Below are 21,248 nucleotides of genomic sequence, written 5' to 3'. Positions count from 1 at the left end.
ACCGAGCACCGAGCACCGAGCACCGAGCACCGAGCACCGAGCACCGAGCAGGGTCAGCGGTCTCCGAGTGGTCTGGCCGTCTGCCACGGTCGGTCTCGCGGCCGAAGCCGGAATCACCGCATCGTTTCGCGCAGTGCGCGCCCGGTGGCCGACTCGGTGCAGGCCGCCAGCTGCTCGGGTGTGCCCTCGACGATGATGCGGCCACCGCGACGGCCCGGGCCCGGCCCGAGGTCGATGATGCGGTCGGCGCGCCGGATGACCTCCAGGTTGTGTTCGATGACGACCACCGTGTCCCCCTTGCCGACCAACGTGTCCAGCACCCCGAGCAGGGTGTCGATATCGGACAGGTGCAGTCCGGTGGTCGGCTCGTCGAGAATGTAGAGGGTGTGCTCGGCGCGGGCGGCCAGCTCCTTGGCGATCTTCAGGCGCTGGCATTCCCCGCCGGACAGTGTCGTCAGCGATTGGCCGAGGCGCAGGTAGCCGAGGCCGACATCGGCTATATGGCCGAGGGCGGAGGTGATCGCGGGCGTGCTCAGTCGTCGCAGCGCCTCGTCGACGGTGAGATCGTCGATATCGGCGATCGAGAGTCCGTCGACGCGGTAGCCGAGCACTTCCTCGGTGAACCGGCGTCCACCGCAGGTTTCGCAGACCACTTCCTGGCCGTCCATGAACGCCAGATCGGTGTAGATCACGCCCAGCCCCTTGCAGACCGGGCAGGCCCCGGCGGAGTTGGGGCTGAACAGCGCGGCGGGCACCGAGTTGCGGCGGGCGAACAGCTTGCGGATGGCAGGCGCGATCCCGGTGTAGGTGATCGGCGTCGAGCGCCGGTTCGTGCTCACCGGGCGCTGGTCCACGACGGTGGCCGGATGCTGTGCGGCCAGTTCGGCGGCGAGACTGGATTTTCCGGAGCCCGCGACGCCGGTGAACACCGTGAGTACGCCGGTGGGGATGTCGACGTCGAGCCCGGCGAGGTTGTTTCGGGTGGCGTTCTCGATGCGGATCTTCCCCGCGGCGGACCGGGGTGGTCGTGGGCTGCGCTGCTGGCGCAGGCCGCGCCCGGTTGGAGTGTCGGCGCGCAGCAGGTCGTCGAATCCTCCTTGAAACACCATGCGCCCGCCGTCGGTGCCCGCGCCGGGGCCGATCTCGACGATCTGATCGGCGATCCGCAGCACATCCGGATCGTGTTCGACCACCAGTACCGTATTGCCCTTGTCCCGCAATCGTTTCAGCAGTTCGGTCATCGCCCGTACGTCATGCGGGTGCAGCCCGATGGTCGGCTCGTCGAAGATGTACAGCATCTCGGTGAGGCTGCTGCCCAGATGCCGGATGGTTTTGATGCGCTGGGATTCGCCGCCGGACAATGTCAGCGTCGGACGCGAGAGCGTCAGATAGCCGAGCCCGATGGTGACCAGGGCGCCGAGACGCTCACACAATGCCTCCACCACGGGCGCCACGGCGGGTTCGCGCACCTCCGCGATCACCCCGACCAGCTCGTCGACCTCCATCTGCCCGAGTTCGACGATGGTGTGGCCGAGTACCGTCGCCGTCCGCGCCTCGGGTTTGAGGCGCTCGCCGTCGCACTCCCGGCACCGTTCGGTGCGGGTGAACCGTTGCACCACCGCCTGTTTGCGTTCCGACATCTCGTCGGAGGTGTGCAGGTAGATCCGTTCGAACCGTTCCACCACGCCCTCGTAGTCCTTGGGTGGACGGGTGCCGAGTCGCGCGGCCGCGTCGCCACCATAGAGCAGGGCTTCGCGTTCGGCCGGGGTCCATTCCCGCAGCGGGGTGCTCGGATCGAAGGACCCGATATCGGCGTACTGCTTGTACCACCACTGCCCGTTGCCGAAGCCGGGCAACAGGATCGCGCCCTGTTCCAGGGACTTGTCCAGATCGAGTACCCGCTCCACATCGGTGGCCAGGGTTTCCCCCAATCCGGCGCAGGCCGGGCACATGCCGGCGGGATCGTTGAACGAGAAGTAGTTGGACTCCCCCACATACGGCTCGCTCACCCGGGAGAACAGCAACCGCAGGTAGGTGTAGGCGTCGGTGATGGTGCCGACGGTGGAGCGGGCATTGCCTCCCAGGCGTTTCTGGTCGATCACCACCACCGGTGAGAGGCCGTCGATCGCGTCGACATCCGGTCTGCTCCAGCGCGGCAGGCGGTTACGCACGAACGGCGGGTAGGTCTCGTTGAGCTGGTAGCCGGCCTCGGCGGCGATGGTGTCGAACACCAGCGACGATTTGCCCGAACCGGACACCCCGGCGAAGACCACGAGCTGCCCGCGCGGGATATCGATATCGAGCTCACGCAGATTATTGGTCCGTGCTGCCCGGATGCGGATCGCGCGCTCCGGAGCGGCAGTTGATCGAGTCGGTGCGGTAGCTGATCGAGTCACACTTCGACGGTAGGCCCAGATGCGGACGGATCTTGACCGCAATTCGCGGACAATGGAGGTATGTCCGATACCACCGGCCGGATGCTGGAACTGCTGGCCACCCTGCAGACCGGCCGCCGCTTCAGCGGCCGCGATCTCTCGGCCAGGCTGGGCGTCAGCGCGCGCACCCTGCGCCGCGATATCGACCGGCTGCGCGCCTACGGATACCCGGTCACCACCCAGCCGGGCCCGACGGGCTACTACCAGCTGGCCGCCGGGCGTACGCTGCCGCCGCTGGTCCTCGACGACGACGAGGCCGTCGCCACCCTCATCGCGCTGGCCCTGCTGGGGGCCACCACCACCGACGAACCACCGGCCAACGGCCACACCGCGATCGGCGCCGCCGCCGACCGGGCCTTCGGCAAGATCGACCAATTCCTACCCACCCGGTTGCGATTGCGCGCCGAAGCCGTACGCGCGTCCCTGGAAGCGGCGCCGCTCATCGCCCCTTCGGTCGACGCCGAACTGCTGGCCTTACTCGGCGCCGCGGCCGGCGCACACGAGCGCGTCAACTTCGACTACATCGACAAGTCCGGTGCGCGCACGGCCCGGCGCGTGGAACCGTATCGGCAGGTCAACCTGCACCTACGCTGGTACCTGCTGGCCTGGGACCTCGATCGCGGCGACTGGCGCACCTTCCGGCTGGACCGCATCAGCAATGCCATGGCCACCGGCGCCCGATTCACCGCGCGCCCGTTGCCGGCCGAGTCCGGCCTCGCGTATCTGCGGGCCGGTCTCACCGCCCGCCGTTATCGCGCGGTCGCCGTCGTCGACGCGTCCGCCGCGGCGATCCGCGATGCGCTGAAATTCCAGGACTGCGATATCGAGGCGCTGGGCGCGGACCGATCGCGAGTGATCACCCGGGTCGATTCGTTCGAATGGCTGGTGCTCCAACTCGCGCTGACCGGAGCCGATTTCGTCATCGAGGAGCCGGCCGAGTTCCGCGACCGTTGCCGTGACCTCGGCGAGCGGCTACTGCGAGCTGCCACACCGCAGGTCCGAACGGCGCCCGAAGCGTGAGCAGCACTCGCGAGAAAATCCGCTCAGCGGGAGAGGAATTCGTCGATGATCCGCCAGGTGGTGTCCCGGGCGGCAGGCCCGGCCAGGATGCCGAGGTGACCGCCGGGTACCTCCTCGAAGCGCACCTCCGCCCCGGTGAGCACATCGAGTCCGGCGCGGGCGGCGGCCGCGGGGACGACCAGGTCGGTGCGGCTGCCCAGGATCAGCACGGGGCAGGTGAGTTTCGCGGTTTCCACCACCAGATCCGAACGCAACCGGATGGTGCCGGTGACCAGTTCGTTGCGCAGGATGAACGAGCGGTGGATCTGCCGGTAGAGCCGGCCGGGATAGCCGGGCATCATCGCCATGAACCGGTCGATGGCCTCCATCCGGGCCAGCGCGTCCTCGTCGAGGATGTTGCGGGCCACGAACAGCGGGCGGGTGAGCTCACGCTGGAAGGCCTGCACCCGGAACCCGGTGCGCACGATGTAGCTGGGAATACCGCCGAACACGCGGGTCGCCAGATCGACCTCGCGCCCGCCGGTGACCGCGCCGAGAATCCGCAGCGGCGCCACCGTCACCGTCCTGCGCTGATCGAACGGCGGGGCGATGGCGGTGATGGAGGCGATCGGCAGATCCGCGTGGCCGGCGCCGGCGAGCACCGCGAGAATGCCGCCCAGCGACCAGCCGACGACGTCGACGCCCGCACCGTCGTGCTCCTCGCTGACCCGCCGGATCGCGGTCGGGACGATGTCGTGCGTCCACTCCTCGAGCCCGAGGTTGCGGTCGGCGTAGGTCATCTGGCCGTAGTCGATGACGTAGGGCTGCCTGCCGGTCTCCAGCAGGAACCGCACGAAACTCTGCCCGTCGCGCAGGTCGAAGCAGGCCGGGGTGACCGCGAGCGGCGGTACCAGTAGCACCGGGCGCTGCGCGGAGGGTTCGTCGCGATCGAACCGGCGCAGGCAGCGGTGCGGTTCGTCGTAGACGACCGTCGACGGCGTCGGCGCGTACGGCTCGATGCCGTCACCGAACGACAGTGACCAGATATTGCGCGCAGCGCGCGGCAGATCCCCCACTAGCGACACCATGTGAGCCCCTCTACGCCTTTCAACCTCGGCAACGCGATAACTTACTATACGGTAAGTTAACCGTGGGTCTCAAATTGTGGCGCCGATCACTCGGTAGCACGGCCGGTCGGAGAGCACTCCGGTGAACGACCGATCCGGCCGACACATACCGCGCGCGGCGCCGGCAACCCGCCGCCCGAAAGCTGTGCGGGCGCGGCAGCGGATAACGGCGCCACACCGGTGATTCCCGTTGACCCGCACCGAGGTCCACCCGTCGCTACCGTTGAACCATGTCTGCGGCAATCGATATCTCGGGCCTGGTCAAGACATTCGGCCGCACCCGTGCACTGGACGGGCTCGACCTCCGCGTCACCACCGGTGAGGTGCACGGCTTTCTCGGGCCCAACGGGCAGGCAAATCGACCACCATCAGGGTTCTATTGGGGCTGCTACGCGCCGACAGCGGCACCGCGACGCTGCTGGGCGGCGACCCCTGGGAACACGCGGCCGAACTGCATCGGCGGCTGGCCTACGTACCCGGCGATGTGAACCTGTGGCCCAACCTCACCGGCGGTGAGGTCATCGACCTGATGGGCAAACTACGCGGCGGACTGGACGAGAAGCGCCGCGCCGATCTGCTCGAGCGCTTCGATCTCGACCCGACGAAGAAGGGCCGCACCTACTCCAAGGGCAACCGGCAGAAGGTGGCTCTGGTGGCGGCGCTGGCCTCCGATGTGGAGCTGCTCATGCTCGACGAGCCGACCTCCGGACTCGATCCGCTCATGGAGGCGGTCTTCCAGGAGTGCATCGACGAGGTGGTGAAACAGCACGGCCGCACCGTGCTGCTGTCCAGCCATATCCTCGCCCAGGTCGAGGCGCTGTGCGATCGGGTGACGATCATCCGCCACGGCAAGGCCATCGAATCCGGCACCCTCACCGACCTGCGCCACCTGACCCGCACCTCCATCGCCTGCGAAACCACCCGCCCGCCGACCGGTCTGGACGAGCTCGCCGGCGTGCACGATCTGGTGGTCGAGGGCAACCGCGCCCGGTTCCAGGTCGACACGGTCGATCTGGACGCGGCCATCGGCCACCTCACCGGCTTCGGCATCAGGACCCTGACCAGCCAGCCACCGACTCTCGAAGAGCTGTTCCTGCGCCACTACGGTGACGAGCTCGCGGCCTCGGGGGTGCAGGAATCGTGACCACCGCGACGCTGACCGGCACCGGCATCCTCACCCGCTTCTTCCTGCGCCGGGAACGGATCGCGCTGATCTTCTGGCTGCTCGGCGGCACCTTCGTCTACTACTCGCAGGCCGTCGGCGTGGACGTCGCCTATCCGACCCAGGCCGATCTGGACCGGGTCGCGGCCAGCATGCAGGGCAATGCCGCCATGGTGGCCATGGCGGGCCCGCCCCGGGTGCTCGACACCATCGGCGGCCAGGTGGCGTTCCAGGCCAGCGCCTTCGGCATGATCGTGGCCGGGCTGATGAGCATGTTCCTGGTCGGCAGGCATACCCGCGCCAATGAGGAGACCGGCCGCGACGAACTCATCCGGTCCGGAGTGGTCGGCAGGCATGCCGCCTTCACCGGCGCGACGATCGTCACGGTGCTGGCCAATCTGGTCTACGGCCTGGCGGTGGCGTTGAGCCTGATCTCCTACGGACTGCCCGCGGCCGGTTCGATCGCACTCGGTGTCGGCGCCACCTGCGCCGGACTGGTGTTCATGGCGATCGCGCTGCTGGCGGCCCAGCTCACCGAAAGCACCCGCGCCGTCTACGGCATCACCGGGGCGGCGATCGCGGTGTCGTATGTGCTGCGCGCGGTCGGCGACGTGGGCAACGGGGTGTTGTCGTGGTTGTCGCCGCTGGGCTGGGGTCAGGCCATGCGGCCCTACGACGGTGAGGTCTGGTGGCCTGCGCTGCTCTCGCTCGCCGTGGCCGTCGCGATCACCCTGGTGGCGCGGCGGGTGCTCGATCACCGCGATTTCGGGGCGGGCGTGGTGCCACCGCGGCCTGGCCCGGCGCGGGCAGGCGAGTCGTTGCAGAGCGCCTTCGGGCTGGCCTGGCGGTTCAGCGGGGGTCGCTGATCGGCTGGTCGATCGGCATGCTGCTGGCCGGGCTGGCTTTCGGGTCGATCGGCGACGATGTGGGCGATCTGCTCGGCGATGTCGATCTCGCCGAGCTGCTCGGCCAGGACGTGGGCAGCCTGGTGGACGCCTTCTACGCCATGTCGGCGGGCCTGCTGGCCTTGATCGGTTCGGCCTACACCATCTCCTCGGGCCTGCGCCCGCGCGCCGAGGAGGCGGCCGGGCGGGTGGAGCCGCTGCTGTCCACCGATCTGCCGCGGCTGCGCTGGCTGGCCGGGCATCTGGTCATCATGCTGGCCGGGTCGGCGGTGGTGCTGGCACTCGGCGGGTTCGGCATGGGGCTGATGTACGGGGTGATGACCGGCGATATGTCGCAGCTGCTGCCGCTGCTCGGCGCGTCGCTGACCTACCTGCCCGCGGTGTGGGTGCTGGGCGGAATCACCGTGGTGCTGTTCGGATTTCTGCCGCTGGCCACGGTGGGAGCCTGGATCGCGCTGGCGTTCTGCTTCGTGGTGCTGATGTTCGGGGCGACGCTGAAGTTCCCGGACTGGCTGATGAGCGTCTCCCCCTTCGACAACATCCCGCTGGTCCCGGCCGTGGATTTCGCGCTGGGGCCGGTGTTGATCACCGCGGTCGTCGCGGTGGTGCTGTGCGCGGTGGGCGCGCTGGGGTTCCGGCACCGCGATATCGAAACCAATTGAGCTGTCCCCGTATACGTTCCCATGAGCCGGGCCGCTTCCCGGACCGGCGGGAAGCGGCCCGGATCGTCACCGCACGGTCAACGGCGGCGACGGCGGGAACACCACCGGCATCGCGGCAAGCGCACGGTGGAAAGGACCGGGACGCCAGCTCAGCTGATCCGCTGGCACCGCCAACCGCATCTCGGGCAGCACATCCAGCAGCTGGTCGATCGCGTCCTGCACCACCAGGTAGGCCACCGATTTGGCCGGGCAGGCGTGCGGGCCCGCGCTCCACGACAGATGCGACCGGTTGTCGACGTATCGCCCGACGCTGACCTCCGGGTCGTTGTTGCAGCCGGTCATGCTGATCACGACCGGCTGATGCGCGGGCAGCCACACCCCGTCGATGAGGATCGGCTGGCGTGGGTAGCTGACGCAGAAATTCGCCATCGGCGGGTCGGTGAACAACACCTCGTCGAGCGCGTCGCGTGTGGATAGGCTGCCGCCGAGCACGCTGCCGGCGAAGCGATCATCGGTCAGCATCAACAGAACGGTGTTGACGATCAGGTTCTGCTGTGGCTCGATGCCCGCCCCGTAGAGGGTGACCAGCTGGTGGATCATCTCTTCTTCGGTCAGCGCCGCCGGATGATTCAGCAGCCGGGTGGCGATATCGTCGCCGGGGTTCGCGCGCTTGTCGGCGACCAATTCCATGACCGCCTCGGTGATCATCGCGTTGCCGCGTTCGGCGTCGATGCCGTCGAAGATCGCCTGCATGCCGGTGGCCACCCGCTGCCCGAGTTCGGCCGGGAAACCGAGGATTTCGTTCAGCACCGCGAACGTGAGCGGGAACGCGTACTGGCTGATCAGCTCCGCGGAGCCGGACTCGCAGAAGGTATTGATCAACGGGATGGCGATCTTCTCGACCGTGCTGTGCAGGGTGTGCAGATCCACGCCGTTGATGGCCTCGGTGTAGGCCTGCCGGTACCGGGCGTGCTCGGCGCCGGTGCTGCGCAACGCCTGCGGCCGCCACTCCAGCAGCGGCAGTACCGGGCAATCGGACGGGATGTCCTTCTGCCACACCCGCGGATCGGCCGGGAAATGGTCCGGATCGTTGAGGATGCGCACCGCGGTGCGATAGCCGATCACCAGGGTGGCGGGGACGCCGGGCGCCAGTTCCACCGGGACGAGGGCGCCGTAGCGATCCCGCATCTCCCGATAGGCACGATGCGGATCGGCGGCGAATTCGGCCGCGTAGAGCGAGATACGAGGCCCGTCGGTATCCATCGGCATGGCGTGCGCGACGGGACAGGAACGGCCGGTGCCGGCGAGTTGGTGCATGGTCACGATACGAACTCCAGGTCTGACCTCGGCGAGAAGCGACCGGACGGCGCCGGGTCACCGTCGGTCGTCGCCGTAGGGGCCGGCCCGGGCGCGCCGCTGAGCCCGTATGCCCTGCCCACGAGAAAACGATCGGCGAGTGCGGCGGCTCCGGCCGGCTGTGCGCACAGCCGATTCGAAGCCCACAGCCTCGCGGTCTGCTCCCCGATCACGATCGGAGCAGCAGTCTCACATACCCTCCGCCCCCTTCTTGCGGGCAACTCCCGGTGCCCGATGTACAGCTCGAGGCCCGACTGTACCGCTGAGTAGCATGCTCCCGCGAGGGAACAGAAATACTCGTATTTCGTTGTGAGACTTCACCAATCGACGAGGCACCAGCCGGCAACCGCCGCGCGGCAGCGCCTTGGTCCCGCCGGCCGTGCCGGGCCGGCGTCGTCAGTGCGTCGGCAAGGGCGGCGACTTCGGGAACACCGCGGGCAGCGCCGACAGCGCCCGATGGAACGGTCCCGGCCGCCAGGTGAGCTGTTCGGCGGGAATCGCCAGCGCCAATTCCGGCAGCGCGTCGAGCAATTCATCGATCGCATCGCACGCGACCAGATAGGCCACCGACCTGGCCGGGCACGCGTGCGGTCCGGCGCTGAAGGCCAGATGCGAACGATTGTCGGCGTATTGGCCGTTGTTGATCGCCGGGTCGTTGTTGCAGCCGGTCATGCTGATCACCACCGGCTGATGCGCGGGCAGCCACACGCCGTCGATCATGATGGGCTGACGGGGATAGGTGCTACAGAAGTTGGCCATCGGCGGATCGGTGAACAGCACCTCGTCGAGCGCGTCGCGGGTGGACAGGCTGCCGTCGAGCACACTGCCGGCGAACCGGTCGTCGGTGAGCATCAGCCGCAGCGTGTTGACGATCAGGTTCTGCAACGGCTCGATGCCCGCCCCGTAGAGCACCACCAGCTGCTGCACCATTTCCGCGTCCGAGAGCCGGGTCTCGTGACGCAACAGCCGGGTGGTCAGGTCGTCGCCGGGCTCGCGGCGTTTGCGCTCGGTCAGCTCGGCCAGCGCCTGCTCCAGCATCGCATTGCCCTGCTCGGCGTCGATGCCTTCGAAGATCGCCGCCATCCCGGTGGCGACCCGCTGACCGATATCGGGCGGGCAGCCGAGCAGCTCGTTGAGCACCGCGAACGTCAACGGAAACGCGTACTGGCCGATCAGATCGACGCTGCCGTCCGCGCAGAACGAGTTGATCAGCGACACCGCGATCCGCGCCACGGTGGCATGCAGGCCGTGCAGGTCGACCTGATTCAGTGCCCAGGTGTTGGCCGAGCGGTACCGCAGATGCTCGGCGCCGGTGGTGCGCAGCGCGGTGGTCCGGAACTCCAGCATCGGCAGCACGGGGCAGTCGGGCGGAATGTTCTTCTGCCACATGCGCGGATCGGCCGGGAAATGCTCGGGATCGTTGAGGATCCGCACGGCCGTGTGATAGCCGATCACCAGGGTCGCGTGGATACCGGGTGACAGCTCCACTGGGACCAGCGGCCCGAAGCGTTCGCGCATCTCCCGATAGGCGCTGTGCGGGTCGGCCGCGAATTCCGCCGAATACAGCGAAACCCGCGGCCCCTCGGCATCATGCGGTGATACGTGCCGAACCGGGCACGAACCGGTGGACGCGTTCGAATGGTGCGTTGCCCAGTTGAGACTCATCAAGAAACTTGTTACCGCTCCGCGCTCAGATAAACCGGTAGGTGCTGATGGCCGTTGGAGACGAAGCTGACCACCGGCTGCAATTCGGACACATCGACGGCCAGGCGCAGATCCGGGAACCGGGCGAACAACGCGGGCAGCGCGAGCTCACCTTCCATCCGCGCCAGCGGCGAGCCCAGGCAGTGGTGGGCGCCGTAGCCGAAGGCGAGATGGTCCTTGTTCTTCCGGTCCAGATCGAAGACGTCGGCGCTGTCGCCGTGCACCTTCGGATCACGGCTGGCCGCGGCGTAGGAGGCCAGGATCGCCTCGCCCTTGGCGATGTGCACCCCGCCGTCGAGGTCGATGTCGTCCACGGCGTAGCGCAACGGCAGATGCGCGACCGGCGCCTCGAACCGCAACGTCTCCTCGACGACCTCGGTCCACGGCACCCGGCCCGATTCCACCGCCGCGCGCTGCTCGGGATGGGTCAGCAGCGCGACGATGGCCTGGTCGAGCAGGTTGACCGTGGTCTCGTGGCCGGCGTTGATGACCAGCATCAGCGTGTCGACGAGTTCCTTCTCGGTCAGCTGCGAGCCGTCTTCCTCGTCTCGTGCGGCGATCAGCGCGCTGGTCAGGTCGTCGCCGGGATTCACCCGCCGATAGGTGACCAATTCGGTGACCAGCCCGTACATCTCGACGTAGTTGGCACCCGCGGCTTCCTGGCTGATCGTGGTGTCGAAATACCGGTCGACGCACGTACGCAGGCCGGCATTGAGCGCCTCTGGCACGCCGAGCATCTCGGTGATGACCCGGATCGGCACCGGATAGGCGTAGTGCGCCCGCAGATCGACCACCTCACCGGCGGGCATGGCCGCGAGCGCATCCAGCAGTTCGGTGGTGATCTGCTCGATGCGCGGACGCAGCGCGGCGGTGCGGCGCGCGGTGAACGCCCGCGCCACCAGCCTGCGCAGCCGCCGATGTTCGCTGCCGTAGGCGGTGAACATATTGTCCACCGCGATCCACGGGAACAGCGGCCACTCCTGGGTGATCTCGCCGTTGATGAACGCCGTCCAATGCTGGCGGGGATCCTTGGACACCCGCGGATCGGCCAGCAGGCTCTTCAGCGCGGCAGCGTCGGTCACCGACCACGCGGGCACCCCGTTCGGCAGCTCCACCAGCGCCGCGGGCCCACGCTCACGCAGCCGTGCGGCCTCGCCGTGGGTATCGGCTCCCGCCATGTCGAGGACGATCGTTTCGCGCTCCATCACTGCAAATCCTTACCCTATGTTCAACGGTGGGGATTCCGGGAAGACCACGGGCAGCGCCGAGAGCGCCCGGTGGAAAGGCCCTGGGCGCCAGGACAATTCCTCCGGCGGCCCGGCCAGCTCCATCTCCGGCAGCGCGTCGAGCAGCTGGTCGATGGCCTCCTGCACCACCACCAGCGCCACCGACTGCGCCGGGCAGGCGTGCGGCCCGATGCTCCACGCCAGATGCGAGCGGTTGCCCGCCAGCTCGCCCCCGCGGATCGCCGGATCGGTATTGCAGCCGGCCAGGCTGATCAGCACCGGCTGGTGCGCCGGCAGCCACGCGTTGTCGATCAGGATCGGCTGACGCGGATAGGTCGTGCAGAAATTCGCCATCGGCGGGTCGTTGAACAACACCTCGTCGAGCGCGTCGCGGGTCGACAGGCTGCCGCCCAGCATGTCGCCACCGAACCGGTCGTCGGTGAGCATCAGCAGCAGGGTGTTGAGGATCAGGTTCTGCTGCGGTTCGAGTCCGGCGCCGTAGAAGCTGATCAGATTCGACAGCAGCTCCTCGTCATCCAGATTCGCCGGATGCGACACCAGCACCGAGGTGACGTCGTCGCCCGGCTGGGACCGTTTGAGCTGGATGAGTTCCATCAGCGCCTCGCTGAGGTAGTTCATCCCCCATTCGGCGTTGACGGTGTCGAACAGCGCGGCCATACCGGTGGCCACGCGCTGGCCCAGTTCCGGTGAGCAGCCGACCATCCGGTTCAGCACCTCGAACACCAGCGGAAACGCGTAATCGGTGACGAGATCGGCCGAGCCCTTCTCACAGAAGGTGTTGATCAGCGGGATGGCGATCTTCTCGACCGTCGCGTTGAGCGCGTTCAGATCGATCTTGTCGATCCCGGCGACGTAGGCCTCCCGGTACCGCGCATGCGCCGTACCGCTGTTGCGCAACGCGTTGGGGTACCACTCCATCATCGGCTTGACCGGCGAGTCCGGTGGGATGCTCGTCTGCCAGGTGCGCGGGTCGGCCGGGAAGTGGTCGGGGTCGTTGAGGATCCGCACCGCCTCCTGATAGCCGATCACCAGGGTCGCGGGCACATCGGGAGCCAGATCGATCGGCACCAGCGAACCGAAACGCTTGCGCATCTCCCGGTAGGCGCGGTGCGGATCGTCGGAGAACTCCTCGGTGTACAGCGAGACCCGGGGGCCATCGGAATCGATCGGGGATCCGTGCGCGACAGGGCAACCGCTCAACGGTGCGCGCGCCGCGGTGACGGGGTTATGGGTTGTCAAAGACGAGACTCCAGTCGATGGAACAGGAATTCGACGAGCATGATCAGCGAGCGCAGGCACGTGCCTCGGTCACGTGCGTCCAGAGCGGTCAACGGCGTGTCCGGGGTGAGGTCGAGCGCGTCCCGGATCTCGGCGAGCGGGAAGCGGTTGGCGCCCTCGAACTCGTTGACGCCCACCGCATACGGCACACCGCGTTCCTCGAGCACCGACAACACCTCGTCGGACTTCTCGATCCGGCGGGTGTCGACCAGGACCAGCGCCCCGAGCGCACCGCGGGCCAGCTCTTCCCACAGCGGCACGAAACGCTGCTGGCCCGGCGTGCCGAACAGGTACAGCGCCAGTTCGGGATTGAGCGTGATGCGCCCGAAATCCATCGCCACCGTGGTCTGAAGTTTGCCGGGCAGACCGGCCATATCGTCGATGCCGACGCTGGCCTGGGTGATGGTTTCCTCCGTGCGAAGCGGCTTGATCTCGGAAACACTGCTGACGAAGGTGGTCTTGCCGACGCCGAAATTCCCGGCGACGAGCAGTTTCACCGATCGGGTCACGGTCTCCGGCACATAGTCGACGGTGCGGTCAGGCCGGGAGAGCACGGAGCCCATTGAGAACCTCCTGGAGCAAAGCTATCTCCGGCAGTGATTCGGCCGGTGTGGGTATGGCGAGGTGTTCGGTGTCGAGGAGGTCGGCGGCGAGGATCTTGACCACCGAGGGCGGCAGGTCCAGGTAGGCGGCTATCTCGGCGATCGACAGCGCACCGTGGGCACAGACGTCGGCCACTCGCCGCGCGTCGGGGCTCGTTCCCGGCCCCGGTTTCTGTACGGCGACGACGAGGGTGACCAGGTCCAATTCACGCGTCGGACGCGAGCGTCCCCTGGTCCGCACGTAGGCGCGGACCAGGTCGGGATCACGCCGCGGCCCGCTCATGACATTTCGCCGCCGTCAACGCTCCCGCGCGGCTGGCTGCCGAGTTCGTGGCCGACGCGGTCGGCCAGCTCGTTCATCCGGTGCGCGATGAGGCCCACGTCGATGTCGGTGGTGGTGGACACCCCCAGCAGGGCGCCCTCGCCGGCCGCGGTGATGAGGATCATCCCCTGGTCGTACTCGGTCATGTTCTGCCGCACGCCGTTACCGGCGCCGCCGCAGAACTCACCGAGCGCCTTGCCGAGCGAACGCAGACCCGACGCCGCGGCGGCGAAACGCTCCGCGTCGTCTTTGGCGACTCCGCTGGAGTGCGCGATCCGCAGCCCGTCGTCGGACAGCAGGACCGCGAAGCGGACGCCGGGAATCTCGAGGTCCTCGAGTAACCAGCCGAGCTTGTTGGTGCTGTCGGTGACAACAGTTCTCGGTGAGCCCATCAGGATGTCATCCCTTCGGTGTCGTCGGTTGCGGCGGCGCGGCCGCTCTTGGAGCCGCTCTGCCAAGCGGCGGCGATCTCGGGCCGGGGCTTGCCCGGTTCGGTGCTCGGGCTGTGCGAAGCGACCGGCGGAACCACCGCGACGGCGCGGCGGCGGCGCTTGGGCAGCCCGCCCGTGGTGACGTCGGTCATCGTGGGCCGGTCGTCGGTGTCCGGAAGGTCGGACAGCCCGGTCATCGCATTGCCCCCCGTCATCGTGGAACGCATCGGCGACTCGGTCGTGCCGCTCCCCGCGGCCGATCCGAGGGTGGTCGAACGCACCGCAGGCGACTGCCCGGTGGTGGTGGGGGCGGGCATGCTGGTGACGGCGGCCAGCGGCGCCGATTCCCGGACCCGGGCTCCCGCGGGCGCCGATTCCCCGTGCAGCACAGCGGCAGCCGGACCCGACGGCAGCGCGGCAGGCGCCGACGACAGGCCCGCCGGGGCGGGCGCGGACTCACCCGCCTGCGGTGCGCGCGGGCTCACCAGCAGCGATTCGGGGATGTACACCATGGCGCGCATACCGCCGTAGGCGTTGGGGCCGTCGATGTAGACGGTGAAGCCGTAGCGGCGGGCCAGTGCGGCGATACCGGGGAAGCCCACCTTGGGGGCCGGGCCGAGCTGGTGGATGTCGACCGAGCGCTCGTGCGCGAGCACCTGCCTGGCCTCCTCCATCTGCTCGGCGTTCATCCGCACACCGGCGTCGTCGACGATCACGGTGACGCCGTGATGGCCTTCCTGGAAGCTCACGTCGACGTAGGAGGTGGGCGGCGAGTAGCGCAGCGCGTTGTCGATCAGCGCGGCCAGGGTGTGCACCAGCGGTTCCACCGAACGGCTGATCACCACCCGGTCCAGCTGGCCCGAACGCACCCGCAGGAAGTCGCGCACACGGCCGATCGCGCCACCGACGACGTCGGTGAGCGACTGCGCGGGCCAGCGGCGGCCGGGCAGACCACCGCAGACGATCACGTAGGACTGCGCCTGGCGGATCATCTGCTGCACGGTGTGGTCGATGCGGATGAGGGTTTCGTAGACGTCGTCGTCGCGGTGTTCGCGTAGCGCGGCGCTGACCACCTGGCTCACGTCGGCGCCGAGGCTGACCACCGAGGTGCCGAACGAGCGCACCGCGGCGCTGGTGGCCTCTCGGGCGGCGGTTTCGGCCTTCTCGCGCTTGGCGGCCTCTTCGGCGCGCACGCTCGCCTCGGCCGCGGTGACCGCGCGATGGGTCTGCTCTTCGGCCTCACGGACCGTGTTTTCCCTGGTTTCGCTCTGGATCCCGCGCATGTCCTCGGCGATGCGTTCCGACACCCAGCGCATGATCTGCGCGAATCGCGAATCCTCCAGACCCTCGGGGACTTCGACGATGCTCGCGGGCTGCTCATGCCTGCGCACGGATTCGGTGAGCGACGGCAGCGTGGTGGTGGCGAACCGCTCGAGGATCTCTTCGCGGATGCCGAGGTCTCGCTCCAGCGCGTCGGCGCGGGTCTTCTGCTCCCGTACCGCCCGCACCGCGTACCAGGCCACCGCGAGGACGAGAGCAGGAGCCAAGATCCACGGAACCAGCACGGCGATATTCAGATTCATCAGCTCTCTCGTTGACGGGGCTCGAGGGAGCGCCACAAGATGCCACAGCCTGCTGCCACAGCGCTTCGTTTCGCCTTCCTCGTGACGCCCGACCATGACTGCACCCCTGGCCGGATGAGGTTTGACGTCGGGCACCCGGCAGAGCATCGAACACCCCCGACGGCTGCCCGAAAGCAACCGCCGGACAAGCACTTCGATCGACCGCCGAGCCAACGGAACGCACCGGCCCGACAGCCCGGAACCCGACGACTCGCCCACCCTAGCAGCATTGCCGCGAACTCTCCGCCGAACTGGCAAGGCGGACTCACAGAACGCGATCCGTTGTGGCGGTGGGGATCCCGTTATCGCACGTCAGCGGTGGTGACGGCAGTTTCGGACCGCCCGGTCGGTGTGTTCGAGGACAGCCGGATTCCAGCCCGGGCGCCGACTACGCGGCGATGTCGGGCGAATGCCGCCGACGAGTCCGGCCGTCTGCCAGACTTTGCTCAGCCGTCCCGTCGGCGCGATGACCGGGTACACGACAACACGGGGTGCGGGAAAGACAGGAGGGGCTGGGCGTGGATATGGAGGCCGTGCTCGACCTGCTGATCGCCTATGCCGTGGGCCCGGAGAAGCGCGCCGGGATACAGGTGGGCGAGTTGAGCGGGCGGGCGCTGGAAACCGTGGCGAATCTGGTCGGGGACGTCGTAGTGGCGGAACTCGGCGACGACCCGACCATCGGCCTGCTGATCCGCGAAGCCCGGTCCGGCACCGCGCCCTCGGAAGCGACTCGCACTGCGGCGCGTGCGGTCCTGGGAACGCCCGCGCGAACGGATCTGTCGTTTCGGAATCCGTAACAGATCACCGGAAAGTTGACGTCCTCCTCGGCCTGAAGGCCGGGGATTCCTACCAGCGCCGTGGCGCTCTCGGTGGGTTCCTGTTTCACAGAGTCGTGCTGCCCACTCACGCGGGGAGGCTGACCGTCTCTCCGCAGGCGTTTCGTCTCTCCGCCCGTCCGGCGGCGAGAATGTTGATGGCGGCGTTGAGATCCCGGTCGTGGACCACCCCACACGGGCACGTCCAGGTGCGCACCTGCAGGGGTTTCGGTCCATCGACCCGGCCGCACGTCGAGCAGATCTGCGACGACGGGAACCAGCGGTTGACCTTCACGACGGTGCGTCCGTACCGGGCGGCTTTCTCCCTTATCAGGCGCAGGAACAAGCCCCAGCCGGCATCGTGCACCGACTTCGCCAGGCGGGTTCGGGCCAGCCCGGACACACACAAGTCCTCGACATAGACCGCTTGATTCTCGCGGATCACTGCCATGGCCTGCTGGTGCGCGAAATCCAGCCGCGCGTCCCGCACCCGGGCATGCGCCCGGGCGACCTTCACCCGAGCCTTGGCCCGGTTTTTCGAGCCCTCTTCTTTTCGGGACAGATTCCGCTGGGCCTTCCGGAGCCGACGTTCGGCCTGCCGGAAGAACTTCGGAGACCGGATGGTCTTGCCGTTCGACAACACCGCGAATACGGCCAACCCGAGGTCGATACCCACCTCCGCATCGACCTCGGGCATTGGCTCGGGGTCCACCTCGACGACGAAGCTGGCGAAATACCGGCCTGCCGCGTCCTTGATGACCGTCACCGACGACGGCGGGGCCGGTAGCTGCCTCGACCACCGGACCGGGACGTCCCCGATCTTCGGCAGCCGCAGCTTCCCGCTCGCCGTCACCGCGAAGCGGGCGTTGCGGGTGAACCGGATCGTTTGCCGGTTGTCGCGGCGGGACCGGAACCTGGGCGGGCCGAGTCGCGGGCCTTGACGTTTTCCGGTGACCGACGCGAAGAAGTTGCGGTAGGCGGTGTTCGCGTCGGCGAGCGCCTGCTGCAACACCACCGACGACACCTCACCCAGCCACGCTCGTTCGGGCGTGGCCTTTGCCGCTGTGAGAGCTTTCGACAGCTCCCCATCCTTCGGCAACGGCAGACCGGCCCGTCGGGCTGCCTCCCGTGCTGCGACGGCGTCGTTGAACACGACCCGAGCGCACCCGAACGCCCGCGCCAGTGCCACCCGATGCCCCGGGGTGGGGTTGAGGCGGTACCGGTAACGGAGCTGCACCCCGCAAATCTATCGCGGTCAACGCCTCTGGTCCGGCTCCTACTTCGCCGGACCGTGGACGGAGCCCCCACCTCGATGCTGCAGCAGTACATCGAGCAGCAGAACCCGCCCGACTAAGGCACGCTCGAACCCTCGTGGACCGCCCGCGTGCGCCTTCACCTCCGTCGTGAACGACGGAGCACTAGCGCACATCCCGGTAGTGGGGCATGCCGGAGGATTTCTGCTCGACGAGGACAGCCGCGCGACCGCAGCCGCGGTGCACCGGCGGGCGAGTCTGCGGACGCCGAGCCTGGCCGGGTGGGCCACCGTGCACGCGGCGGCAGGGTTGCGCTCCGGGTGACATGCCCACGTGCCGCCACCGCCGCGCGGTGCGCATCGAACACAGCGCGGAAACGACCGTGACCACCGTGCTCGGGCACGGTGGTCACGGGAGAACGAAAGGGTTCCGGCTAGACGGTGAACCCGAGGGCACGCAGCTGTTCGCGCCCGTCGTCGGTGATCTTGTCCGGACCCCACGGCGGCATCCAGACCCAGTTGATCTTCAGGTCCTCGACCAGACCGCTGCGCACCAGGGCGTTGCGGGACTGGTCCTCGATGACGTCGGTCAGCGGGCAGGCGGCGGAGGTGAGGGTCATGTCGAGGGTGGCGACATTGTCCTGATCCACCTGCATGCCGTAGACCAACCCGAGGTCGACGACATTGATGCCGAGTTCGGGGTCGACGACGTCACGCATCGCCTCCTCGATGTCTTCGAGGTGCTTGATCTCCTCGGCCGACAGTTCGGCCGGCGCGGCGGCTTCGGTGGTCTCTGTTTCACTCATGACGTTCCCCATTCGTGGACGGATCACTGCCCATTGTCCGCTTGGCGTCCTCGGCGGAGGTGATGCGGACCACCGCGTCCTTGAACGCCATCCAGCCGAGCAGCGCGCATTTGACCCGCGCCGGGTATTTGGCGACGCCCGCCAGCGCGATGCCGTCGCCGATCATGTCCTCATCGCCCTCGACGGTGCCGCGGCTGGAGATCATCTCGTTGTAGGAGTCGACCACCTTCAGCGCCTGCTGCACCGGTAGTCCGATCACCTGATCGGTGAGGATCGAGGTGGCGGCCTGGCTGATCGAACAGCCCTGCCCCTCGTAGGACACATCGGCGACGTCGCCGTTGTCGTCCAGCTGGACGCGCAGGGTCACCTCGTCGCCGCAGGTCGGGTTCACGTGGTGCACCTCGGCACCGTACGGCTCCCGAAGCCCGCGGTGATGCGGGTGTTTGTAGTGGTCCAGGATCACTTCCTGGTACATCTGCTCCATGCGCATGACTTATCCAACTCCGAAGAAGCTCTGCGCCTTCCGCACGGCGGCGACCAGCTGCTCGACCTCGTCCACGGTGTTGTAGACCGCGAAGGAGGCCCGGGCGGTGGCGGCGATGCCGAACCGGCGGTGCAGCGGCCACGCGCAGTGGTGGCCCACCCGGATCGCCACACCCTGATCGTCGAGGATCTGGCCGACGTCGTGGGCGTGCACACCGTCGACCAGGAACGCCACCGCGCCGCCGCGGTCGACGTTCTCGGTGGGTCCGATGATCCGCACGCCGTCGATCTCGCCCAGCCCGGCGAGCGCGGCGTCGACGAGGGTGTGCTCGTGCGCGGCGACGGCTTCCATGCCGATGGCGTCCAGGTACCGCACGGCCGCGGCCAGGCCGATCACCTGCGAGGTCATCGGTACACCGGCCTCGAACCGCTGCGGCGGCGGCGCGTAGGTGCTGCGTTCCATGGTGACGGTCTCGATCATCGAACCGCCGGTGAGGAACGGCGGGGTTTCCTCGAGCAGTGCCCGCTTGCCGAACAGCACACCGACACCGGACGGGCCGAGCATCTTGTGCCCGGAGAACGCGGCGAAGTCGACGTCGAGATCCCGGAAGTCGACCGGCATATGCGGCACCGACTGGCAGGCGTCGAGCACCACGAGGGCGCCGACGGCGCGCGCGCGGCGCACCAGTTCGGCGACGGGCGCGATCGCACCGGTCACGTTGGACTGGTGGGTGAAGGCCACGACCCTGGTCGCCGGTGTCAGTTCCAGCGAATCGAGGTCGATGCGCCCGTCCTCGGTGACGCCGTACCACTTCAGCGTCGCCCCGGTGCGGCGCGACAACTCCTGCCACGGCACCAGATTCGCGTGGTGTTCGAGCTCGGTGATGACGATCTCGTCGCCGGGGCCCACGTGGTACGGGAAGCGGTCGTCGCCGAAGGCGTTGGTGACCAGGTTCAGCGATTCGGTCGCGTTCTTGGTGAACACGATCTCGCCCGCGTCGACGCCGACGAACCGCGCGATATCGGAGCGCGCGGCCTCGTAGGCGTCGGTGGCCTCTTCGGAGAGCTGATGCGCGCCGCGATGCACCGCGGAATTGCTCTCCATGATGTAGGCGCGTTCGGCGTCGAGCACCGCCAGCGGGCGCTGCGAGGTGGCGCCGGAGTCCAGGTACACCAACGGTTTTCCGTCCCGGACCGTGCGGTTCAGGATCGGGAAATCGGCCCGGACCCGGGCCACGTCGACGGTGCGGACCGTAGCGGTCATATCAGGCTCCAGCGGTGGCGGAGGTGAAGCGGACGTAGCCGTTGGCGTCGAGTTCCTCGGCCAGTTCGGCGCCGCCCTCGGCGACGATGCGGCCGCCGACGAACACGTGCACGAACTCGGGCTGGATGTAGCGCAGGATGCGGGTGTAGTGGGTGATCAGCAGCACGCCACCGTTTTCGCGCTCCTTGTAGCGGTTCACGCCCTCGGACACGATGCGCAGCGCGTCGACGTCGAGGCCGGAGTCGGTCTCGTCCAGGATGGCGATCTTCGGCTTGAGCAGGCCCAGCTGCAGGATCTCGTGGCGCTTCTTCTCACCGCCGGAGAACCCCTCGTTGACGCTGCGGTCGGCGAAGGCGGCGTCGATCTCGAGCTCGCTCATCGACTCCTTCACCTCCTTGACCCAGTGCCGCAGCTTGGGGGCCTCGCCGCGCACGGCGGTGGCGGCGGTGCGCAGGAAGTTCGACATCGACACACCCGGCACCTCGACGGGGTACTGCATGGCCAGGAACAGGCCGGCCCGCGCGCGCTCGTCGACCGACATCTCCAGCACGTCTTCGCCGTCGAGGGTGATCGAGCCGGAGGTCACCGTGTACTTGGGGTGGCCGGCGATCGCGTAGGACAGCGTGGACTTGCCGGAACCGTTGGGGCCCATGATGGCGTGCGTCTCGCCGGAGCGCACCGTGAGGTTCACGCCCTTGAGGATCTTGATGGGCTCGCCGGACTCGTCGGGGTTGGCGACCTCGGCGTGCAGGTCCTTGATTTCCAGGGTGGTCATG

At 68.1% G+C, this 21,248-nt stretch carries 20 protein-coding genes and 1 pseudogene; 6 read left to right on the top strand and 15 right to left on the bottom strand.

Annotated elements, in window-relative coordinates:
- Positions 1 to 113 precede the first annotated feature (113 nt).
- Entirely contained in the window at positions 114 to 2,396 is a 2,283-nt protein-coding gene (locus FEK34_RS16255) for an ATP-binding cassette domain-containing protein (protein ID WP_249359278.1), read from the bottom strand.
- A 60-nt stretch (positions 2,397 to 2,456) separates the two neighbouring features.
- Here FEK34_RS16255 and FEK34_RS16250 point away from each other — a divergent pair, with 60 nt between their 5' ends.
- Positions 2,457 to 3,455 (top strand): helix-turn-helix transcriptional regulator, encoded by a 999-nt coding sequence (locus FEK34_RS16250; RefSeq protein WP_249359274.1) that lies wholly within the window; start codon positions 2,457 to 2,459, stop codon positions 3,453 to 3,455.
- Between the two features lie 23 nt (positions 3,456 to 3,478).
- Here the strand turns inward: FEK34_RS16250 and FEK34_RS16245 are convergent, their stop codons facing one another.
- Positions 3,479 to 4,522, bottom strand: a complete 1,044-nt coding sequence (locus FEK34_RS16245; RefSeq protein ID WP_138448668.1) for an alpha/beta fold hydrolase — start codon at positions 4,520 to 4,522, stop codon at positions 3,479 to 3,481.
- Positions 4,523 to 4,791: 269 nt separating this feature from the next.
- On the opposite strand from FEK34_RS16245, the pseudogene FEK34_RS16240 reads away from it, so the two are divergent.
- The 3 genes and pseudogenes from FEK34_RS16240 (at position 4,792) to FEK34_RS16230 (ending at position 7,290) form a co-directional block, all read left to right on the top strand.
- Positions 4,792 to 5,705, top strand: a pseudogene (locus FEK34_RS16240) (ATP-binding cassette domain-containing protein).
- Positions 5,702 to 6,589, top strand: a complete 888-nt coding sequence (locus FEK34_RS16235) for an ABC transporter permease (protein ID WP_138448667.1) — start codon at positions 5,702 to 5,704, stop codon at positions 6,587 to 6,589. The pseudogene FEK34_RS16240 and the gene FEK34_RS16235 overlap by 4 nt, the downstream one beginning before the upstream one ends.
- A gap of 17 nt (positions 6,590 to 6,606) precedes the next feature.
- Complete coding sequence (locus FEK34_RS16230; protein WP_138448666.1) at positions 6,607 to 7,290, top strand: hypothetical protein; 684 nt, start codon at positions 6,607 to 6,609, stop codon at positions 7,288 to 7,290.
- 66 nt (positions 7,291 to 7,356) lie between these two features.
- On the opposite strand, the gene FEK34_RS16225 is transcribed toward FEK34_RS16230, so the two are convergent.
- The 8 genes from FEK34_RS16225 to FEK34_RS16190 form a co-directional block, all read right to left on the bottom strand.
- Entirely contained in the window at positions 7,357 to 8,607 is a 1,251-nt protein-coding gene (locus FEK34_RS16225; protein ID WP_138449063.1) for a cytochrome P450, read from the bottom strand.
- 435 nt (positions 8,608 to 9,042) lie between these two features.
- Complete coding sequence (locus tag FEK34_RS16220; RefSeq protein ID WP_171048248.1) at positions 9,043 to 10,311, bottom strand: cytochrome P450; 1,269 nt, start codon at positions 10,309 to 10,311, stop codon at positions 9,043 to 9,045.
- Between the two features lie 11 nt (positions 10,312 to 10,322).
- Positions 10,323 to 11,555, bottom strand: a complete 1,233-nt coding sequence (locus tag FEK34_RS16215; protein WP_138448665.1) for a cytochrome P450 family protein — start codon at positions 11,553 to 11,555, stop codon at positions 10,323 to 10,325.
- Positions 11,556 to 11,567: 12 nt separating this feature from the next.
- The gene (locus FEK34_RS16210; RefSeq protein ID WP_138448664.1) at positions 11,568 to 12,836 is read right to left on the bottom strand and encodes a cytochrome P450; all 1,269 of its coding nucleotides are present in this window, start codon (positions 12,834 to 12,836) and stop codon (positions 11,568 to 11,570) included.
- On the bottom strand, positions 12,833 to 13,438 hold the full coding sequence (locus tag FEK34_RS16205; protein ID WP_036536192.1) for a GTP-binding protein: 606 nt from the start codon (positions 13,436 to 13,438) through the stop codon (positions 12,833 to 12,835). The genes FEK34_RS16210 and FEK34_RS16205 overlap by 4 nt, the downstream gene beginning before the upstream one ends.
- On the bottom strand, positions 13,413 to 13,760 hold the full coding sequence (locus FEK34_RS16200; RefSeq protein ID WP_138448663.1) for a DUF742 domain-containing protein: 348 nt from the start codon (positions 13,758 to 13,760) through the stop codon (positions 13,413 to 13,415). Before FEK34_RS16200 ends, FEK34_RS16205 begins: the two co-directional genes overlap by 26 nt.
- Positions 13,757 to 14,191, bottom strand: coding sequence for a roadblock/LC7 domain-containing protein (locus FEK34_RS16195; RefSeq protein WP_014351637.1), 435 nt, complete (start codon positions 14,189 to 14,191; stop codon positions 13,757 to 13,759). The genes FEK34_RS16200 and FEK34_RS16195 overlap by 4 nt, the downstream gene beginning before the upstream one ends.
- On the bottom strand, positions 14,191 to 15,813 hold the full coding sequence (locus FEK34_RS16190; RefSeq protein ID WP_138448662.1) for an ATP-binding protein: 1,623 nt from the start codon (positions 15,811 to 15,813) through the stop codon (positions 14,191 to 14,193). Before FEK34_RS16190 ends, FEK34_RS16195 begins: the two co-directional genes overlap by 1 nt.
- Before the next feature lie 572 nt (positions 15,814 to 16,385).
- Between FEK34_RS16190 and FEK34_RS16185 the strand changes: the two genes are divergently transcribed.
- On the top strand, positions 16,386 to 16,649 hold the full coding sequence (locus FEK34_RS16185) for a hypothetical protein (RefSeq protein WP_138448661.1): 264 nt from the start codon (positions 16,386 to 16,388) through the stop codon (positions 16,647 to 16,649).
- A gap of 106 nt (positions 16,650 to 16,755) precedes the next feature.
- On the opposite strand, the gene FEK34_RS16180 is transcribed toward FEK34_RS16185, so the two are convergent.
- Complete coding sequence (locus tag FEK34_RS16180) at positions 16,756 to 17,904, bottom strand: RNA-guided endonuclease InsQ/TnpB family protein (protein ID WP_138448660.1); 1,149 nt, start codon at positions 17,902 to 17,904, stop codon at positions 16,756 to 16,758.
- A gap of 166 nt (positions 17,905 to 18,070) precedes the next feature.
- Here FEK34_RS16180 and FEK34_RS30020 point away from each other — a divergent pair, with 166 nt between their 5' ends.
- A complete protein-coding gene (locus FEK34_RS30020; RefSeq protein WP_171048247.1) occupies positions 18,071 to 18,244 on the top strand; it encodes a hypothetical protein in 174 nt (57 codons plus the stop codon).
- Positions 18,245 to 18,353: 109 nt separating this feature from the next.
- Here the strand turns inward: FEK34_RS30020 and FEK34_RS16175 are convergent, their stop codons facing one another.
- From FEK34_RS16175 to sufC, 4 genes are read right to left on the bottom strand one after another with little or no spacing between them, the layout of a single operon-like run.
- On the bottom strand, positions 18,354 to 18,725 hold the full coding sequence (locus FEK34_RS16175; protein ID WP_014351642.1) for a metal-sulfur cluster assembly factor: 372 nt from the start codon (positions 18,723 to 18,725) through the stop codon (positions 18,354 to 18,356).
- The gene (gene sufU / locus FEK34_RS16170) at positions 18,718 to 19,215 is read right to left on the bottom strand and encodes a Fe-S cluster assembly sulfur transfer protein SufU (RefSeq protein ID WP_138448659.1); all 498 of its coding nucleotides are present in this window, start codon (positions 19,213 to 19,215) and stop codon (positions 18,718 to 18,720) included. Before sufU ends, FEK34_RS16175 begins: the two co-directional genes overlap by 8 nt.
- Before the next feature lie 3 nt (positions 19,216 to 19,218).
- Positions 19,219 to 20,472, bottom strand: coding sequence for a cysteine desulfurase (locus FEK34_RS16165; RefSeq protein ID WP_138448658.1), 1,254 nt, complete (start codon positions 20,470 to 20,472; stop codon positions 19,219 to 19,221).
- Between the two features lies 1 nt (position 20,473).
- Positions 20,474 to 21,247 (bottom strand): Fe-S cluster assembly ATPase SufC, encoded by a 774-nt coding sequence (gene sufC, locus FEK34_RS16160; protein WP_138448657.1) that lies wholly within the window; start codon positions 21,245 to 21,247, stop codon positions 20,474 to 20,476.
- Between the last annotated feature and the right edge of the window lies 1 nt (position 21,248).

Origin of the sequence: Nocardia cyriacigeorgica, assembly GCF_005863245.1 — a bacterium.
Classification (GTDB): Bacteria; Actinomycetota; Actinomycetes; order Mycobacteriales; family Mycobacteriaceae; genus Nocardia; species Nocardia cyriacigeorgica_C.
The sequence above is the reverse complement of the archived record's forward strand: the minus strand, read 5'-3'. Positions and strand labels throughout refer to the sequence as shown.

Bases quoted from the DNA above. Each gene is read 5' to 3' on its own strand.
- FEK34_RS16250 (WP_249359274.1), top strand. From the start codon at position 2,457: ATGTCCGATACCACCGGCCGGATGCTGGAACTGCTGGCCACCCTGCAG.
- FEK34_RS16245 (WP_138448668.1), bottom strand. From the start codon at position 4,522: ATGGTGTCGCTAGTGGGGGATCTGCCGCGCGCTGCGCGCAATATCTGG.
- FEK34_RS16230 (WP_138448666.1), top strand. From the start codon at position 6,607: ATGCTGCTGGCCGGGCTGGCTTTCGGGTCGATCGGCGACGATGTGGGC.
- FEK34_RS16225 (WP_138449063.1), bottom strand. From the start codon at position 8,607: ATGCACCAACTCGCCGGCACCGGCCGTTCCTGTCCCGTCGCGCACGCC.
- FEK34_RS16220 (WP_171048248.1), bottom strand. From the start codon at position 10,311: ATGAGTCTCAACTGGGCAACGCACCATTCGAACGCGTCCACCGGTTCG.
- FEK34_RS16215 (WP_138448665.1), bottom strand. From the start codon at position 11,555: ATGGAGCGCGAAACGATCGTCCTCGACATGGCGGGAGCCGATACCCAC.
- FEK34_RS16205 (WP_036536192.1), bottom strand. From the start codon at position 13,438: ATGGGCTCCGTGCTCTCCCGGCCTGACCGCACCGTCGACTATGTGCCG.
- FEK34_RS16200 (WP_138448663.1), bottom strand. From the start codon at position 13,760: ATGAGCGGGCCGCGGCGTGATCCCGACCTGGTCCGCGCCTACGTGCGG.
- FEK34_RS16195 (WP_014351637.1), bottom strand. From the start codon at position 14,191: ATGGGCTCACCGAGAACTGTTGTCACCGACAGCACCAACAAGCTCGGC.
- FEK34_RS16190 (WP_138448662.1), bottom strand. From the start codon at position 15,813: ATGAATCTGAATATCGCCGTGCTGGTTCCGTGGATCTTGGCTCCTGCT.
- FEK34_RS16175 (WP_014351642.1), bottom strand. From the start codon at position 18,725: ATGAGTGAAACAGAGACCACCGAAGCCGCCGCGCCGGCCGAACTGTCG.
- sufU (WP_138448659.1), bottom strand. From the start codon at position 19,215: ATGCGCATGGAGCAGATGTACCAGGAAGTGATCCTGGACCACTACAAA.
- FEK34_RS16165 (WP_138448658.1), bottom strand. From the start codon at position 20,472: ATGACCGCTACGGTCCGCACCGTCGACGTGGCCCGGGTCCGGGCCGAT.
- sufC (WP_138448657.1), bottom strand. From the start codon at position 21,247: ATGACCACCCTGGAAATCAAGGACCTGCACGCCGAGGTCGCCAACCCC.